Source organism: Cupriavidus sp. JZ107, assembly GCF_053903255.1.
Map to the genome: position 1 here is coordinate 390,313 of NZ_CP096481.1, position 17,188 is coordinate 407,500.

Consider the following 17,188-nt stretch of genomic DNA (forward strand, 5'->3'; position numbering starts at 1 on the left):
AGCTGTCGGACCGCACGTTTGCCAACCGGAACGGCGGCAAGGTGCGAACAAGAACGCAACGACGTGCCGCTTCCTAGTGGAAGCGCCACCAACGGGACGAATGCGACGAAACGGTCGGAGCCCGGAAGGTCATCGTGGTTCTGCGTCAGACGATTGGATGATCGGGGTGATCAGGTCGATCGGGGTGTGTTCGGAGGTTACACGGAAAGCGACGCTTTGTGGGACACCGCGCATCCGAAACGAAGTCGCTACTTTAACTTGCCTCGCATGCCGGTGTCGAGCGCGAGCGCCGCCCGGCCGCGGGCCCGTCCCGCAATCCCCAACCAAGGGAGGGGGCTGCGGAAGCGGAATTTGGCGTGTTTTCTATCGTTCACAATCGATTTTCAGCTTCTTCACTACACTTTGCGAAGTTTTGCGGCTCCGCATCTTGCGCTTCTGCAGCGGTTGCGGTTGCACGACGCCATCCCCTCTGCGATGGCCATCCGGCGCGGTTCTTCGGTGCCCGCCGGATCCCGTAGGTCCTCCCCCGTCGATCTCCGCAGGCGGGACAGACCCGATCGGGTTCCGTGCCCTCGTGCCGCCCTTCCCTAGCCGATAACGGACTCGCGTGCGCGCCATCGATGCACGCCGCGGGCGCTTGACCATCACAGCGAGACAGGCTGCGGAGTCCCAATGGAGTCTTTGATGACGCGTCATTCGCGCTCTCCTGCCCGCGTTCCGGCCGATAGCCGCCGTCTGCGGGCGTTGCGGCGGCGTACCCCGGTGCAGCTGGCTGTCGGGCTGGCGGCGGCGATGTCGTGCCTGGCGGTGCCGGCCCATGCCGCACCGGCGCAGGCCGACCAGCCACCGGCGCAGGCGGACCGGCAATACGATGCGCTGATCCAGCGCGCCCGCGCCGGCGACTACGAACCGGCGCTGACCGCGCTGCGCGAGCGGCTGGCGCAGGCGCCGGCCGACCGCCGCGCCGCCTACGACCGCATGATCATCGCCGGCTGGGCCGGCCGCCCGGCCGAGGTTCTCGAGACGTATCGCGGCCTTGGCAGCGACGCCAGCCAGCTGCCCGCCGACGTGCTGGCCGCCGTCGCACGCGCCCAGCGTGACGAGCGCCAGTGGGATGCGTCGCTGGCGCACTATCGCGAAGGCCGGCAGCGTTTCCCGGCGCGCCAGGACTTTGCCCTGGGCGAAATCCTGGTGCTGGCCGACAGCGGCCGCACCGCCGACGCCGTCGCGGCGGGCAGGGCGCTGGTCGAGCGGCAGCCGTCCAGTCCCGATGCCCGCATTGCGCTGGCCTACGCGCATACCCGCGCCAACGATCCCTACGAGGCGCTGTTCGAGGCCGACCGTGCGCATGGCCTGGCGCCGCAGCGCAAGGACGTGGTGCGCGAATATGTGCGCGCGCTCGAGCATGCCGGTCTGCCGGAGGCCGCGCTGCGCGTCGCCGACGAACATCCCGGCCTGCTCGAGCGCGCCGACCGGCTCGAGCTGGAACTGGACGTGACCGCCGAACAGGTGCGGCTGGCCGACATGCCGAGCCGGACCGAGGCCGAGCGCTTCGCGATCGCCGACCGCGCGCTGGCCCGCTATGACCAGCTGCTGCCGCAATTGCGCGGCACCGGCCCGCGCGGCGAGGCGCAGTTGCGCCGCGCCCGCATCGACCGGCTCGCCGCGCTGCACGCGCGCGTGCGGATGCAGGACCTAGTCAACGAATACGAGGCCCTGCGGGCCGAGGGCGTCGAGGTCCCGGCCTTTGCGTTGTCCGACGTGGCCGCGGCCTATCTCTATCTGCGTCATCCCGAACAGGCCGAGACGCTGTACGCGCAGGCAATCCGCGAGGCCTATCCGCCGGGCGGCGACGCCGAGGCGCGGCTGGCAGCGCAGACGGGTCTGTACTACGCGCATGCCGAGGCCGAGAAGTTTCCGCCGGCCGGCGAGGTGGTGCAGCAGGCCAGCGCCGAGCAACCGCGCTGGCGGTGGCTGCGCGGCCAGCCGACGCGGCAGCCGAACGATCTGTGGCTCGATGCCGCCGAGGTCAGCGCGCGTTCGCGCCGTCAGGCCGACGACACCGTCGACGCGCAACAGCGGCTCGAGGATCTGGTCAGCCGTGCGCCGGGCAATTCGCGGCTGCGCGTGCTGCTGGCCGAGCTCTATCGGGCCCGCGGCTGGCCGCGCCAGGCCGAGGTCGAGCTGAAGCTGGCCGAAACGCTGGCGCCGCGCGCCGTGCCGCTCGAGGTGCAGCAGGGCCATGCCGCGCTGGACCTGCAGGAATGGCGCCAGGCCGAGATGCTGCGCAACGACACGATGGCGCGCTATCCCGAAGACCTGGCGGTCCGGCGCCTCGATCGCGACTGGCAGGTCCACAACAAGTCGGAACTGCGCATCGAAGGTTATCGGGGCCTGGCGAACGACAGCGCCGTGGTTGGCAACGGCAATTTCGGCATCGAGGCGGTGCTGTACAGCCCGCCGATTAACTACGACTGGCGCGCCTTCGGCGGCATCGGCTATGCAACCGGCCGCTTCCAGGAAGGCAGCGTCGACTACCGCTGGGCGCGCACCGGCGTGCAGTACCGCGTGCGCGACCTGACGCTGGAGGGCGAGGTCTCGGCGCACGACTATGGCGGCGGCAACGGCGGCCGTGCCGGCGGCCGGCTGTCGGCGCAATACGACATCGACGATCGCTGGCAGGTCGGCGCCTCGGGCGCGCTGCGCTCGACCGGCACGCCGCTGCGCGCGCTCAAGCAGGGCATCTACGCCGATACGTTGGCGGCGTTCGCGCGCTACCGCGCCAGCGAGCGCAGCGAGTGGATGTTCACGGTGGCGCCGTCGCGCTTCAGCGACGGCAACGATCGCCTCGAGGGCGGCGTCGCCGGCGTGCAGCGCTTCTATACCGCGCCGCACCTGAAGGGCGATCTGCTGGTCGACATCTGGGCCTCGCGCAACACGCGCCGGGACACGCCGTACTACAACCCGCGTTCGGACCTGACCCTGCTGCCGTCGGTGCGGCTGACCCACACGCTGCATCGCCGCTACGAGACCGTCTGGGAACAGCAGTTCCTGGCCGGCGCGGGCGCCTATGCGCAGCGCGGCTACGGCACCGGCGCCATCATGATGATCGGCTATGGCCAGCGCTTCCGCACCAACGACGTGTTCGACGTCGGCGCCACGATCACCGGCACCAGCCGTCCGTACGACGGCCAGCGCGAGCGCGAACTGCGCATCGTGTTCGACCTGACCTACCGATTCTGAACGGGATGCATGCCATGGACGCAACCTTGATGCGCCCCTATCGCGCTTTTCTGATGCTGTTGCTGGCGGTGGCCACGTTGCTGCTGGCCGCCTGCGCCAAGGACATTCCGGTGTTCACGCCGCCGGCCGACCGGCCTGTCGCGAAGGCCGAGCAGCCGTGGCCGCGCAACCATGTCGCGGTGCTGGCGTACCACGACGTGGAGGACCGCGACCCGGACCAGGCCTATCTGAGCGTACGCACCGACCATCTGATCGGGCAGCTGGCCTGGCTGCGCGAGAACGGCTACCGGCCGGTCACGGTCGACCAGATCCTGGCCGCACGCAACGGCGGCCCGGCGCTGCCCGACCGCGCGGTGCTACTGACGTTCGACGACGGCTACCGCAGCTTCTATACGCGCGTGCTGCCGATCCTGAAGGCCTATCGCTGGCCCGCCGTGCTGGCGCCGGTCGGCGTGTGGCTCGATACGCCGGAGAACAAGCCGGTCGATTTCGGCGGCACGCCGACCGAGCGCGACCGCATGCTGACCTGGCAGCAGGTGCGCGAGATCGCCGCCTCGGGTCTGGTCGAGATCGGCGCCCATACCGACGCCCACCACTACGGCGTGCTGGCCAATCCGCAGGGCAACACGCAGCCGGTGGCCGCCGTGCATGCCTACGACAGCAAGACGGGCACCTACGAGAGCGACGCCGCCTATGAAAAGCGCGTGCGCAACGACGTGCAGCGGATCACCGACAAGGTCCGGCGCATCACCGGCAAGCCGGTCCGCGTGTGGATCTGGCCGTATGGCGCCGAGAGCGGCACGGCGCTGCGCATCATCGGCGAGAACGGCTACCAGATGGCGCTGACGCTGGAAGACGGCCTGGCGACCGTGGACAAGATGATGTCCGGCGCGCGCCTGCTGATCGGCGACGACCCCGGCCTGCGCGGCTTCGCGCAGTCGGTGGTCGAGATGGAGCAGCAGCAGAACATGCGCGTTGCCCACGTCGATCTGGACTATGTCTACGATGCCGATCCGGCCCAGGTCGACCGCAATCTGGACAAGCTGGTGCAGCGGATCTACGACCTGAAGATCGACACGGTCTTCCTGCAGGCCTTTGCCGATCCGGACGCCAGCGGCCTGGTCAAGTCGGTGTATTTCCCGAACCGCGTGCTGCCGGTGCGCGCCGACCTGTTCAACCGAGTCGCCTGGCAGCTGCAGAACCGCACCGACGTCAAGCTCTATGCGTGGATGCCGGTGCTGGCGCTGGACCTGGACAAGTCGATCGCCCGCGTGTCGCGGTGGGATCCGAAGACCGGCGGCATCGACGTCGATCCGAAGCAGTACCGCCGGCTGTCGCCGTTCGATCCGGTCGCCCGCCAGCGCATCGGCGAGCTGTACGAAGACCTGGCGCGCCATGCGGTGTTCGACGGCATCCTGTTCCACGACGACGCCGTGATGAGCGACTTCGAGGATGCCAGCGCGCCGGCGCTGGCGGCCTATCGCAAGGCCGGGCTGCCCGACTCGATCGAGGCGCTGCGCGCCAATCCGGAGACGATGCAGCGCTGGACGCGGTTCAAGAGCCGTGCGCTGGTCGACTTCACGCACGAGCTGACCGCCAAGGTGCGCGCCATTCGGGGCCCGGCGATCAAGACCGCGCGCAACATCTTCGCCGCGCCGATCCTGCAGCCGGAGAGCGAGGCGTGGTTCGCGCAGAACCTGGACGACTTCCTCGTCGCCTACGACTGGACCGCGCCGATGGCCATGCCGTACATGGAGCAGGTGCCGGCCGGCAAGGAAAACGCGTGGCTGGACTCGCTGGTCGACACCGTGGCCAAGCGCCCGGGCGCGCTGCGCCGCACGGTGTTCGAGCTGCAGAGCCGCGACTGGCGCAAGGCCGATGCGCCGCCGGTCGACAGCGCCGTGCTGGCGGGCTGGATGCAACGCCTGCAGCGCCGCGGCGCGCGCAACTTCGGCTACTACCCGGACGACTTCCATAACAACCAGCCTCGGCTCGACGTGATCCGGCCGGCGCTGTCCAACGCCTGGTATCCCGCGCCATGATCGAACGTCTCTTTGCCCTGATCGTCCTGTGCATCGCGCTCGGCCTGCCGATCGGCATGGCCGTGCTGGCGACCGGCGACCTGCTGCTTGCCTTCGTGTTCTTCTATCCGCTGTTCATGTCCGGACTGTGGATGGCCGGTGGCATCTATTACTGGTGGCACTGGGAACGCAAGTGGTCCTGGGACGAAGACCGCCAGCCGCCCAAGGTGGCCGGCGAGCCCTTCATCTCGATCCTGGTACCGTGCTTCAACGAGGAGAAGAACGGCGAGGAAACGCTGCGCGCCGCGCTGGCGCAGCGCTATCCGAACTTCGAGGTGATCGCCATCAACGATGGCTCGCGCGACGGCACCGGCGCGCTGCTCGATGCGATGGCGGCCAGGCACGAGCGGCTGCGCGTCGTCCACCTGGCCCAGAACCAGGGCAAGGCGATGGCGCTGCGCATGGGCGCGCTGGCCGCGCGCGGCGAGTATCTGGTCTGCATCGACGGCGACGCGGTGCTCGACCCCGATGCGGCCGCCTACCTGGTCGCGCCGATGGTCGACAACCCGCGCGTCGGCGCGGTGACCGGCAACCCGCGCATCCGCACCCGCTCGACGCTGATCGGCCGCATCCAGGTCGGCGAGTTCTCGTCGATCATCGGGCTGATCAAGCGCACGCAGCGCGTCTACGGCCAGGTGTTCACGGTGTCCGGCGTGGTCGCGGCCTTTCGCCGCCGCGCGCTCGATCGCGCCGGCTACTGGAGCCTGGACATGATCACCGAGGACATCGACATCAGCTGGAAGCTGCAGCGCGACCACTGGTCGATCTTCTACGAACCGCGCGCGCTGTGCTGGATCCTGATGCCCGAGACGCTGCGCGGCCTGTGGAAGCAGCGCCTGCGCTGGGCGCAGGGCGGCGCCGAGGTGTTCCTGAAGAACGTGCGCTCGATCTGGATCTGGCGCCATCGCCGGCTGTGGCCGCTGATGGCCGAGTACTGCCTGTCGGCCGGCTGGGCCTTCATCTTCGCGATGTCGATCATCCTGTGGGCGCTCGGCCATTTCGTCGACCTGCCGGACAACGTCCGCATCGAGAAGCTGGTGCCGCCGGGCTTTACCGGCATGGTGCTGGCGGTCGTGTGCGTGCTGCAGTTCGCGATCAGCGTGGCGATCGACCGCCGCTACGAGCCCAAGCTGGGCCGCTCGATGTACTGGACGATCTGGTATCCGCTGGCCTTCTGGATGATCGGCATGCTGACCACGCTGATGGCCTTCCCCAAAGTCATGCTCAAGACCCGGCGCCGCGCCCGTTGGACCAGCCCGGATCGCGGCATCAAATCGATGAGGTCGTGATGAATCCCGATGACATGATCGTTCGCACCAGGCGCACGCGGCTGGGCTGGCTGATCGACGCGCTGCTGACCGCGCTGGCCTGGATCGGCTTCGGCTACCTGTGCGTGACCGGTTTGCAGGCGGTGCTGCGGCACGCCAATGCCGGCCCCGACGTGCCGTTCTGGTCGGCGCTGCTGCCGACCGCCGGCACGCTGTCGATCTACGTGGTGGTGGGGCTGTTCAACGGCGTGGTGCTGCTGAGCTGGGCGCTGTATAACCAGTACCGCTTCTCCGGCCTCGATCGGCGCAAGCCGATCCCGGCGCTGCGCGACGATGAACTGGCGCGCAGCTTCCATGTGTCCGGCCAGCAGTTGCGCGCGCTGCAGCGAGCCAAGGTCGCGGTGGTCGACCATGAGGGCGACGGCACGATCGCTGACGTGCATCTGCCGCACGCGGTGCAAGCGCCGGCCCGGGAAACTGCTGCGGTGAAGTAACGCTGGTCGTTCCCGCGCAGGCGGGAACCCAGTATCTTTTTTCATTTTTTCAGCCCGGAGGGAAGACGCTGGGCCCCCGCGTGCGCGGGGGCGGCAGACTCCCTGGGCTGCAGCCGGCGCTTACGCGAAGTCCGAGTCCAGCCCGTCCTGGACCTGCTCGGCGGCGCGGATCACCGCGCGCGCCTTCGCCTCGGTCTCGCGCCATTCGGCCTCGGGATCCGAATCGGCCACGATGCCGGCGGCCGCCTGCACATACAGATTGCCGTCCTTGACGATGCCGGTGCGGATCGCGATCGCCAGGTCCATCTCGCCGCCGAACGACAGGTAGCCGACCGCGCCGCCGTAGATGCCGCGCTTGCGCGGTTCGAGTTCGTCGATGATCTCCATGGCCCGCACCTTCGGCGCGCCGCTCAGCGTGCCGGCGGGGAAGGTCGCGCGCAATACGTCCAGATTGCTGATGCCGTCCTTCAGCGTGCCCTCGACCGAGCTGACGATGTGCTGCACGTGCGAGTATTTCTCGATCACCATCTGGTCGGTGACCTTGACCGAGCCGGTTTCCGCGATGCGGCCGATGTCGTTGCGTGCCAGGTCGATCAGCATCACGTGCTCGGCAATCTCCTTCGGATCGTTGAGCAGCTCGGTGGCCAGCTGCGCGTCGCGCTCCGGCGTATTGCCGCGCGGCCGCGTGCCGGCCAGCGGGCGGATCGTCACCACGCGGCGCGAGCGCGTCTCGCCCTGTTCGCTGGTGCGGCGCGTTTCCTGCCGCACCAGGATCTCCGGCGACGCGCCGACGATCTGGAAGTCGCCGAAGTTGTAGAAGTACATGTACGGCGACGGGTTCAGCGAACGCAGCGCGCGGTACAGCGACAGCGGCGCGTCGCGGTAGGGCTTGGTCAGCCGCTGGCCGATCTGCACCTGCATCATGTCGCCGGCCACGATGTATTCCTTGGCCTTGCCGACCGCCGTCAGATAGTCGGCCTTGTCGAATTCGCGGTAGACCTCGGTCTGCACCGACGGGCTGGTGACCGGCACGTCGACCGGCTGGCGCAGCTTCATGCGCAGGTCGCGCAGGCGCTGGCGCGCGCGCGAATAGGCCTCGGGCATGCCGGGGTCGGCGTAGACGATCAGATAGAGCTTGCCAGACAGGTTGTCGATCACGGCCAGCTCCTCGCACAGCAGCAGCTGGATATCGGGCAGGCCCAGGTCGTCGGCCTTCTGCGTGTCGGCCAGCTTCTTCTCGATGTAGCGCACCGTGTCGTAGCCGAAGTAGCCGGCCAGGCCGCCGCAGAAGCGGGGCAGGCCGGGGCGCAGCGCGACCTTGAAGCGCTGTTCGAACGCCGCGATGAAGTCCAGCGGATTGCCCTCATGGGTCTCGACCACCTTGCCGTCGGTGACGACCTCGGTGCGCTGGCCGTAGGCGCGCAGCAGCGTGCGCGCATGCAGGCCGATGAAGGAATAGCGGCCGAAGCGTTCGCCGCCGACCACCGATTCGAGCAGGAAGGTGTTGACGCCGCGGGTTTGCGACTGCGCCAGCTTCAGGTACAGCGACAGCGGCGTTTCCAGGTCGGCGAAGGCCTCGGCGATCAACGGAATGCGGTTGTAGCCCTGGTCGGCCAGCGATTTGAATTCGAGTTCGGTCATGACGGTCCTCTGGGACGGCGCACGGGGGCTGCGGCAATGCGATCCCCGGCGGGCGATTCTGGGAGGGGCAGGATGGCCGAAGCACCGGCCCCGTCGGGCGGCTCGCCGGAACGCCACTGTCGCTCCGTGTCGAGCCAAGGGGCGTATTGCGCGTTCGGGTAACGCTAGCAGGGATTGCCGGGAAGGAAAACCGGGCCGGCAGGACCGCCGGGCTGATCGCCACGCCTTGCCGATGGATCGGCCGGGCGAGATCAGTGCAGTCGCGAACGCACTTTACGCCTGTTGGGAGGCGCGCCAGCGACGCCAGGGCCAGGCCTGCCGATCACTGTCAGTAAAAATGCGTTTGCGGTTCAGGAACATGAAGTCGTGTTCTGGGGTGTCTGCGCGGGATGCGGAGAGGGCGGTCTAGCGGATCGGGCAGGGCGCGTGCCGTGGGGCTGCCGCGCCGTGGCCGGAGACTACCGGTGTGCCGTCAAGACCTCAGCAGCCTTGACAAGCGAGCCGACTATACCATCGGCGTCGACGCCTTGTACAGGGTTGCCATGGTTGTAGCCGTAGGGCACCAGCAGCACGCCAATGCCGGCCGCGCGGGCCGCCAGCGCGTCGTTTTCGGAGTCGCCGATCGCGACCATCTGCGCCGGTTCGAGCCGGAACGCCTCGCATACCTTCAGCAGCGGCAGCGGGTCCGGCTTGCGAAACGGAAAGGCGTCGCCGCCGTAGACCAGCTCGAAACAGGGCGCCAGGCCCAGCTTGTCGAGCAGCGGTGCGGTGAAGTCGTGCGGCTTGTTGGTGACGCAGGCGAGCCGCAGGCCGGCCGACTTCAGCGCCGCGAGCCCCGCCTCGACGCCGGGATAGAGCGCCGAGAACTGGCCGTTGATGCGCAGGTATTCGCGGTTGTACAGCGCCAGCGCATCGGCGAACAGGCCGTTGGCCGCGGCGGGCGGCAGGCGCGCGTCGAGCACGCGCCGGATCAGGTTCTCCGAGCCCTTGCCGACGAAACTGACGATCTCGGGCAGCGGTAGCGGGACGATCTCGCCAAGCGCCGGATGCAGGTGCGAGAGCGCCTGCAGCATCGCGTTGACCGCCGCGTGGAAGTCGCCCGCGGTATCGACCATGGTGCCGTCCAGGTCGACGATGGCCCCACGGATGCCGCGCCAGTCGGTGCGCTTGAGCGTCGCCCCTTCCATTACTGGCCCACCTTGGCCAGTTCGGCGCGCAAGGCCGACAGCACGCCGCGATAGCAGCCATCGGCGTCGGGCTTGCCGAACACCGCGGAGCCGGCGACGAAGGTGTCCGCCCCGGCTGCGGCGATCTGCGCAATGTTCTCGACCTTCACGCCGCCGTCGACTTCCAGCAGGATCGTGCGGCCGGTGCGGGCGGTATAGGCGTCGATGCGCTCGCGCACCGCGCGCAGCTTGTTCAGCGTCTCGGGAATGAAGGCCTGGCCGCCGAAGCCCGGGTTGACCGACATCAGCAGGATCACGTCGAGCCGGTCCATCACGTGGTCCAGGTGGTGCAGCGGCGTGGCCGGGTTGAACACCAGGCCGGCCTGGCAGCCGTGATCGCGGATCAGCGCGAGCGAGCGGTCGACATGGTCGCTCGCCTCGGGATGGAAGGTGATGATGTTGGCGCCGGCCTTGGCGAAGTCCGGAATGATGCGGTCGACCGGGCGGACCATCAGGTGCACGTCGATCGGCGCGGTCACGTGCGGGCGGATCGCCTCGCAGACCAGCGGGCCGACCGTCAGGTTCGGCACGTAGTGGTTGTCCATCACGTCGAAGTGGATCCAGTCGGCGCCGGCCTCGGTGACGCGGCGCACTTCCTCGCCCAGGCGGGCGAAGTCGGCGGACAGGATGGACGGGGCGATGCGAAAGGTCGGGGTGCTCATGATGGCGTGGGTGACGGCTTGGGTTGCGGCGCGGGTGGCGACGTGGCAAGGAGGCAAGGGCGCGTCCCGCCGCTGTGGCCGGCGCGCAAGGGCGCCATTTTACGCCGCCTTCGCCGTGGGCGCGCCCTGGAGGCCCGGCCGGCGGGGGCGTGGCCCCGACTTGCCGCACCCCTGCCCTTGCCGCACAATGCCGCTACCTTTGTCTTGCCACCGGCCACCCCGACAATGAGCGAGTACGCTTTTTCCGTTTCCGTGCGCACGCAGTATCTGCCCGATCAGTCCGACCCGGAACACGGACGCCATGCCTTTGCCTACACCATCACGATCCAGAACACCGGCGAGGTTGCGGCCCAACTGATCTCGCGGCACTGGCAGATCACCGACAGCGACAACGCCACGCAGGAGGTGGCGGGGCTCGGCGTGGTCGGGCACCAGCCGCTGCTCAAGCCGGGCGAGCACTTCGAGTACACCAGCTGGGCCACGATCTCCACGCCGGTCGGCTCGATGAAGGGCAAGTACTTCTGCGTGGCCGAGGACGGCCATCGCTTCGAGGTGCCGATTCCCGAGTTCGCGCTGGTGCTGCCGCGCATGCTGCATTGAGGCGCGCCGGGCAACGGGTTCGGGCCGCGGTGGGAACCGGCGCCGGAACCTAGGCGCCCGGCGCGTTGTCCTTGCTGTGCGCCTGCCCCGCGGCCTGATTCGCCTGGCTTGGCTGGCTTGCCTGATTTGCCTGGCCCGGCGCTGCCGCGGCGGCGCGGGACGGGTGATCGGCCGGGGCGCGGCTGGGACGCGGATGCTTCTTCGCCGTGCCCATCGTCCATACCACGATGAAGATCAGCAGAAACAGCGCCACGCCGGCCTCGAGGGCGAACAGCAGCATGGGATGGTCTTGAAAGAATTCGCTCATGGATGATTCCCGCGTTCGAGGCAAAGCCGGTCCGGTACAGCAGAATCGACCCGGATCGGCCCCGAGCATTGTATGGCATCGCCCTCCGGCCGGTGCTCTTGCCATAGCCGCCGCCAGCCACTGAGAGCCACTGTCCTTGCCGCCGCGGCCAGCGCCCGGCGACAACCACACCGCAAACGATGACAGACCACGACTCCGTTTTCGCCCTCCGCCGTGATTTCCCGCCTTCTCCCCGCTCTGCCGCCGTCGCGCGCCGTATGCCCGGTGCCCGCGCGCTGTGGGCCATCGTCGGCGCGGCCGCCGTGCTGGCCGGTTGCGTCAGCGGTCCGCCGCCGCGCATCGAGACCGGGCAGCCGACGCCGCCCGTGACCGGGGGCCCCGGCAAGGGCCGGCTGCAGCCGGCGAGCTGGAGCGAGATCGGCGGCTGGACGCGCGACGACGTGCGGGCCGCATGGCCGGCGCTGCAGGCGAGCTGCCAGGCGCTGAAGAAGCGCGCCGAATGGCGCGGCCCCTGCACGGCCGGGCTGATGGTCGATGCCAGCGACCCGCAGGCGCTGCGCAGCTACTTCGAGCAGCATTTCCAGCCGTACCGCGTCGTCAACGGCGACGGCACCGACAGCGGCCTGGTGACCGGCTACTACGAACCGATCCTGCACGGCTCGCGTACGCGCCAGGGCGCCTATCAGATTCCGCTGCACCGCAAGCCGCCGCAATGGGGCAACCGGCCGCTGCCGCCGCGCGCGCAGCTGCTGCGCGATCCTGCATTGCGCGGCAACGAGGTGGTCTGGGTCGACGACGCGGTCGAGGCCGCCTTCCTGCAGATCCAGGGCTCGGGCCGCATCCGGCTGGCCGACGGCACGATGATGCGGGTCGGCTTCGGCGGCACCAACGACCAGCCGTTCCGCTCGTTCGGCAAATGGCTGCTGGACCGGGGCGAGATCACGCCGGCGCAGGCGACGATGCAGGGCATCAAGGCCTGGGCGCGCGCCAATCCGGCCCGGGTCGAGGAGATGCTGAACGTCAATCCGCGCTATGTGTTCTTCCGCGAACTGCCGCCGAACAACGACGGTCCGATCGGCGCGCTGGGCGTGCCGCTGACGGCGGAGCGCTCGATCGCGGTCGATCCGGCCACCATTCCGCTCGGCGTGCCGGTGTTCCTGTCGACCACGAGGCCGCTGTCCAGCGAGCCGATCGAGCGGCTGGTGTTTGCGCAGGACACCGGCAGCGCGATCAAGGGCGGCGTGCGCGCCGACTTCTTCTGGGGCGCCGGCGATGCCGCGGGCGAGACCGCCGGCCGCATGAAGCAGGCCGGCCGGATGTGGGTACTGATGCCGCGCAGCTGAGCGCGGGCGGTTACTGCGAGCAGCGGGCGGCTTGGCGGCCTAGCGCGGGCGCTGGTCGACGATCCGCCGCGCCTTGCCGACCGAGCGCTCGACGCCGCCCGACGGCAGGATCTCGAGCGCCACGGTCACGCCGATATAGGCCTTGATCTCGTGCGTCAGCGTGTCGCGCGCCTGGCGCACGGTGTCCGGCTCGACGCCATGCGCGCATTCGACCCGCACCGTCAGCGTATCGAGATGGCCTTCCTTGCCGAGCACGCACTGGTAGTGCGGCGCCAGCTCGGCGTGCTTCAGGATCAGTTCCTCGATCTGCGACGGAAACACGTTGACCCCGCGGATGATCATCATGTCGTCGGAGCGGCCGGTGATCTTCTCCATCCGGCGGAACGCCGGCCGCGCGGTGCCCGGCAGCAGCCGCGTCAGGTCGCGCGTGCGATAGCGGACGATCGGCAGCGCCTCCTTGCTCAGCGACGTGAACACGAGCTCGCCGAAGCTGCCGTCGGGCAGCACCTCGCCGGTGTTCGGGTCGATGATCTCGGGATAGAAATGGTCCTCCCAGATGGTCGGACCGTCCTTGGTCTCGGCGCACTCGTTGGCCACCCCGGGGCCCATCACCTCGGACAGCCCATAGATGTCCACAGCCGAAATGCCCATCCGTCGCTCGATCGCCACGCGCATCTCGGGCGTCCACGGCTCCGCGCCGAAGATGCCGACCTGCAGCGAGCTGGCGGCCGGGTCGAGCCCCTGACGCTCGAACTCGTCGGCGATCGCCAGCATATAGCTGGGCGTCACCATGATGATCTCGGGACGGAAGTCCTGGATCAGCTGGACCTGGCGCTCGGTCTGGCCGCCGCCGAACGGAATCGCGGTCAGGCCGGCCTTCTCGACGCCGTAGTGCGCGCCCAGGCCGCCGGTGAACAGCCCGTAGCCGTAGCTGATATGGACCTTGTCGCCGCGCCGCGCACCCGAGGCGCGGATCGAGCGCGCCATCACCGTGGCCCAGGTGTCGATGTCGCGCAGCGTATAGCCGACCACCGTGGGTTTGCCGGTGGTGCCGGATGACGCGTGGATGCGCGCGATCTGGTCCTGCGGCACCGCGAACATGCCGAACGGGTAGTTGTCGCGCAGGTCCTGCTTGGTCGTGAACGGAAAGCGCGCCAGATCGGCCAGCGATTTCAGATCCTCCGGGTGCACCCCCGCCTCGTCGAACTTGCGCCGGTAGACCGGCGAATGCTGATAGGCATGGTCGAGCGACCACTTCAGGCGCTGCAGCTGCAAGGCCTGCAATTCGTCGCGGCTGGCGGTCTCGATCGGCTCCAGCGGCAGATCGGTCAGGCGCGTGCTCATCGTTCTCTCCTGCTATGGGTGGCGCTTTGGCGTATGACTGCGGGGTGGGAATGCAAGGGACGGGCGATCGGGGCGCTGGGCTTTTTGGTCAGCCCGCTTCGGGCGGCGGCACGACATGGCCCTTGATCTGCGCCGACTTGCCGCGGAACATCGCGACCACCTCGCCGTCGCGATTGGTCACGCGGATGTCGTAGATGCCGTGGCGGCCCGACAAGACCTGCTCGGTGGCCTCGGCGGTCAGCACGTCGCCGCCGCGGACCGGCTTCAGGAACTCGATGCTGCAGCCGGCCGCGACCGTGTTGATGTTGTGGCTGTTGCAGGCGAAGGCGAAGCAGGAATCGGCCAGCGTGAACATCAGGCCGCCGTGGCAGATGCCGTGGCCGTTCAGGAATTCGTCGCGGACCGGCATCGACAGCCGCGCATAGCCGGGGGCAATCGCGTCGATGGTCATGCCGAGCCAGCGGCTGCAACTGTCGGCCTCGTACATGCTGGCCGCGGCCGCTTCGGCCAGCGCTTGCGGATCGGGAGTCAAGCGGATCTCCTGGAGAGAGGGAAGGGGGCGAGGCCGGCGGCCGATTGCCTATTGACCGGTGAAGCGCGGCGCGCGCTTCTCGAGGAAGGCGTTGACGCCCTCCGCGTAGTCGTGCGATCCACCGAGCGCGCGCTGCAGGTCGCGCTCCATGTCTAGCTGGGTATCCAGCGTCTGCGTTGCGCTGGCGTACATTGCGCGCTTGATCGCGGCCAGCGCGCGGGTCGGCTGCGCGGCCAGATGCGTGGCCAGCGCCAGTGCCTGCTCCATCAGCAGCGGGTCGTCCATCGCCTCCCAGATCAGGCCCCACTTCTCGGCCTCGTCGGCCGACAGCTTGTCACCGGTCATCGCCAGGCCCAGCGCGCGCGCCATGCCGAGCCGCTTCGGCAGGAACCAGGTGCCGCCCGAATCGGGCACCAGTCCGATCTTGATGAAGGCCTGGATGAAGCTGGCCGAGCGGGCGGCCAGCACGATGTCGCAGGCCAGCGCCAGATTGGCGCCGGCGCCGGCGGCGGTGCCATTGACCGCGGCGATCACCGGCAGCGGCATCGACTGCAGCCGGCGCACCAGCGGGTTGAAGGCGCTGTCGATCAGGTCGCCGAGGTCGGTCATCCGGCCCGGCGTGAAATCCAGATCGGCCAGGTCCTGCCCGGCGCAGAAGCCGCGGCCGGCGCCCGTCAGCAGCAGGGCGCGCGCATGGCCGGCTTCGGCGTGGTCGAGCACCTGCACCAGCGCGGCGTGCATCTCGCGGGTGAAGCTGTTGAGCTTGTCGGGCCGGTTCAGCGTGACGACGGCGACGTCGCCATGCCAGGCGAGCAGTACCGGGCCGGCGTCGACGGCGGTACGGGGCGACGGCGTGGGCGTGGCGTGCATTGGCTTGTCTCCTGCCATGTCCCGGTTGCGGCGACTCTGTGCCGGCCGCTCCGGAAGGTTGTTCTGGATCGAAGCCGGGTGACGGCTCCGTCTGGCATTGTAGGGAAGAGCGACGGCGGCTTTAATTAACCGACCAGTCGGTCGGCAAATGTTAGCATTAATCTTTTGCGGTTTGCTATGGCCGGCTGCCGGTTCGCGACCGCGTAGTGCCCGCAATAGGCGGGTGATGGCGAAGCCGGGTATCGTTGCTGGTCGCAGCGATGCTTTCGGGCTCGTGTGCGGGGCCCGTATCCCTTTTTCATTGGAGACAGAGGAAACCCATGGCGTACGACAACATCCTGGTGGAAACCCGTGGCCGCGTCGGGCTGGTGACGCTGAATCGTCCGAAGGCGCTCAACGCGCTCAACGACGCGCTGATGGACGAACTGGGCGCCGCGTTGACGGCGTTCGACCAGGACGAGGCGATCGGCTGCATCGTGATCACCGGTAGTGAGCGCGCCTTCGCCGCGGGCGCGGATATCGGCATGATGGCGAAGTACAGCTATATGGATGTCTACAAGGGCGAGTACATCACCCGTAACTGGGAGACAATTCGCCGCATCCGCAAGCCGGTGATCGCCGCGGTGGCCGGATACGCGCTGGGCGGCGGCTGCGAGCTGGCGATGATGTGCGACATCGTGATCGCCGCCGACACCGCGAAGTTCGGCCAGCCGGAGATCAAGCTCGGCACGATGCCCGGTGCCGGCGGTACTCAGCGGCTGCCCCGCGCAGTCTCGAAGGCCAAGGCAATGGACCTGTGCCTGACCGCGCGCATGATGGACGCCGCCGAGGCCGAGCGCGCCGGCCTGGTCTCGCGGGTGGTCGCGGCTGACAAGCTGATCGACGAGGCCGTTGGCGCGGCCGAAACCATTGCCGGCTTCTCGCTGCCGGTCGTGATGATGATCAAGGAGGCGGTCAACGCCGCTTATGAGACCTCGCTGAGCGAGGGCGTGCACCTCGAGCGCCGGTTGTTTCACTCGACCTTCGCGACCGAGGATCAGAAGGAGGGCATGGCCGCCTTCGTCGAGAAGCGCGCGCCCAACTTCCAGCACCGCTGAAGCTGCCGCCGCGTCGCCTGGCATAAAAAGATGACAAAGGTATTGCCAGGCGGCGCGCACTCCCTTAATATTCGCCCCCTTCGCAGCCGAACGGCGGCGGGGTTGGCGGGGAAGGCGAAGGCGCTGCGGTGCTGGAGCCGCAGCAAAAAAGTGCTGACAACCTGTTGACGAGAAGCGAAATGGTCTGCATAATCTCGTTTCTCTGCTGCTGACAACGCAGCGACGCGAACGGCAAAGCCGGCGCGTGAGTTCTTTAACAAACGAACAACCGATAAGTGTGGGCGCTCGATAGCGGCAGTCACAGCGGGTCTTCGGATCCGTGGCTCAAAAGTTATCAAGTGCTCGCACAGCAAAACGTGGCTTCATCGGCGTCAAGACGATGGAGCCAGTCAGTTTTCTGAGAGTGAGCGACCGCTCGAAAGAGCGAGGTGCTTCGGCACCACAAGGGATTTGAACTGAAGAGTTTGATCCTGGCTCAGA

At 68.4% G+C, this 17,188-nt stretch carries 14 protein-coding genes and 1 rRNA gene (1 of these 15 cut by a window edge); 8 read left to right on the forward strand and 7 right to left on the reverse strand.

The features are described from left to right. The first annotated feature begins 684 nt into the window (after positions 1–684). The 4 genes from pgaA to pgaD are packed head-to-tail and all read left to right on the forward strand — an operon-like array spanning position 685 to position 7,086. Positions 685–3,243, forward strand: a complete 2,559-nt coding sequence (gene pgaA / locus M1D55_RS11385) for a poly-beta-1,6 N-acetyl-D-glucosamine export porin PgaA (protein ID WP_232206366.1) — start codon at positions 685–687, stop codon at positions 3,241–3,243. A 14-nt stretch (positions 3,244–3,257) separates the two neighbouring features. Next, complete coding sequence (pgaB, locus tag M1D55_RS11390) at positions 3,258–5,285, forward strand: poly-beta-1,6-N-acetyl-D-glucosamine N-deacetylase PgaB (protein ID WP_456282215.1); 2,028 nt, start codon at positions 3,258–3,260, stop codon at positions 5,283–5,285. Beyond that, positions 5,282–6,613 carry a poly-beta-1,6-N-acetyl-D-glucosamine synthase gene (gene pgaC, locus M1D55_RS11395; RefSeq protein ID WP_023265234.1) on the forward strand — a complete coding sequence of 444 codons (1,332 nt, stop codon included), beginning with the start codon at positions 5,282–5,284 and terminating at the stop codon, positions 6,611–6,613. The genes pgaB and pgaC overlap by 4 nt, the downstream gene beginning before the upstream one ends. After that, positions 6,613–7,086: a poly-beta-1,6-N-acetyl-D-glucosamine biosynthesis protein PgaD gene (gene pgaD, locus M1D55_RS11400; protein ID WP_006579370.1), complete on the forward strand. Its 474-nt coding sequence runs from the start codon at positions 6,613–6,615 to the stop codon at positions 7,084–7,086. Before pgaC ends, pgaD begins: the two co-directional genes overlap by 1 nt. 120 nt (positions 7,087–7,206) lie before the next feature. On the opposite strand, the gene trpE is transcribed toward pgaD, so the two are convergent. The 3 genes from trpE to rpe all read right to left on the reverse strand — a co-directional run bounded on the left by trpE (position 7,207) and on the right by rpe (position 10,615). Then, positions 7,207–8,727, reverse strand: coding sequence for an anthranilate synthase component I (gene trpE, locus M1D55_RS11405; protein WP_006579371.1), 1,521 nt, complete (start codon positions 8,725–8,727; stop codon positions 7,207–7,209). A 458-nt stretch (positions 8,728–9,185) separates the two neighbouring features. Further along, a complete protein-coding gene (gene gph, locus M1D55_RS11410; RefSeq protein ID WP_456282216.1) occupies positions 9,186–9,914 on the reverse strand; it encodes a phosphoglycolate phosphatase in 729 nt (242 codons plus the stop codon). After that, the gene (rpe, locus tag M1D55_RS11415; RefSeq protein ID WP_456282217.1) at positions 9,914–10,615 is read right to left on the reverse strand and encodes a ribulose-phosphate 3-epimerase; all 702 of its coding nucleotides are present in this window, start codon (positions 10,613–10,615) and stop codon (positions 9,914–9,916) included. Before rpe ends, gph begins: the two co-directional genes overlap by 1 nt. Before the next feature lie 225 nt (positions 10,616–10,840). On the opposite strand from rpe, the gene apaG reads away from it, so the two are divergent. Continuing rightward, positions 10,841–11,215, forward strand: a complete 375-nt coding sequence (apaG, locus tag M1D55_RS11420; RefSeq protein WP_006579374.1) for a Co2+/Mg2+ efflux protein ApaG — start codon at positions 10,841–10,843, stop codon at positions 11,213–11,215. A gap of 49 nt (positions 11,216–11,264) precedes the next feature. On the opposite strand, the gene M1D55_RS11425 is transcribed toward apaG, so the two are convergent. Further along, positions 11,265–11,522, reverse strand: a complete 258-nt coding sequence (locus M1D55_RS11425; RefSeq protein ID WP_064576976.1) for a hypothetical protein — start codon at positions 11,520–11,522, stop codon at positions 11,265–11,267. Between the two features lie 257 nt (positions 11,523–11,779). On the opposite strand from M1D55_RS11425, the gene mltA reads away from it, so the two are divergent. Then, positions 11,780–12,865, forward strand: coding sequence for a murein transglycosylase A (gene mltA / locus M1D55_RS11430; RefSeq protein WP_023265235.1), 1,086 nt, complete (start codon positions 11,780–11,782; stop codon positions 12,863–12,865). Positions 12,866–12,904: 39 nt separating this feature from the next. Here the strand turns inward: mltA and paaK are convergent, their stop codons facing one another. The 3 genes from paaK to paaG form a co-directional block, all read right to left on the reverse strand. Beyond that, positions 12,905–14,209: a phenylacetate--CoA ligase PaaK gene (paaK, locus tag M1D55_RS11435; protein ID WP_064576974.1), complete on the reverse strand. Its 1,305-nt coding sequence runs from the start codon at positions 14,207–14,209 to the stop codon at positions 12,905–12,907. An 88-nt stretch (positions 14,210–14,297) separates the two neighbouring features. Continuing rightward, positions 14,298–14,741, reverse strand: a complete 444-nt coding sequence (paaI, locus tag M1D55_RS11440) for a hydroxyphenylacetyl-CoA thioesterase PaaI (RefSeq protein ID WP_053822586.1) — start codon at positions 14,739–14,741, stop codon at positions 14,298–14,300. A 48-nt stretch (positions 14,742–14,789) separates the two neighbouring features. Continuing rightward, the gene (gene paaG / locus M1D55_RS11445) at positions 14,790–15,611 is read right to left on the reverse strand and encodes a 2-(1,2-epoxy-1,2-dihydrophenyl)acetyl-CoA isomerase PaaG (RefSeq protein ID WP_006579018.1); all 822 of its coding nucleotides are present in this window, start codon (positions 15,609–15,611) and stop codon (positions 14,790–14,792) included. A gap of 320 nt (positions 15,612–15,931) precedes the next feature. Between paaG and M1D55_RS11450 the strand changes: the two genes are divergently transcribed. Both M1D55_RS11450 and M1D55_RS11455 read left to right on the forward strand, forming a co-directional pair. Beyond that, positions 15,932–16,708, forward strand: a complete 777-nt coding sequence (locus M1D55_RS11450) for an enoyl-CoA hydratase (RefSeq protein ID WP_006579017.1) — start codon at positions 15,932–15,934, stop codon at positions 16,706–16,708. Between the two features lie 452 nt (positions 16,709–17,160). Then, positions 17,161–17,188: ribosomal RNA gene (locus M1D55_RS11455) — 16S ribosomal RNA — on the forward strand; it runs 1,504 nt beyond the window's last position.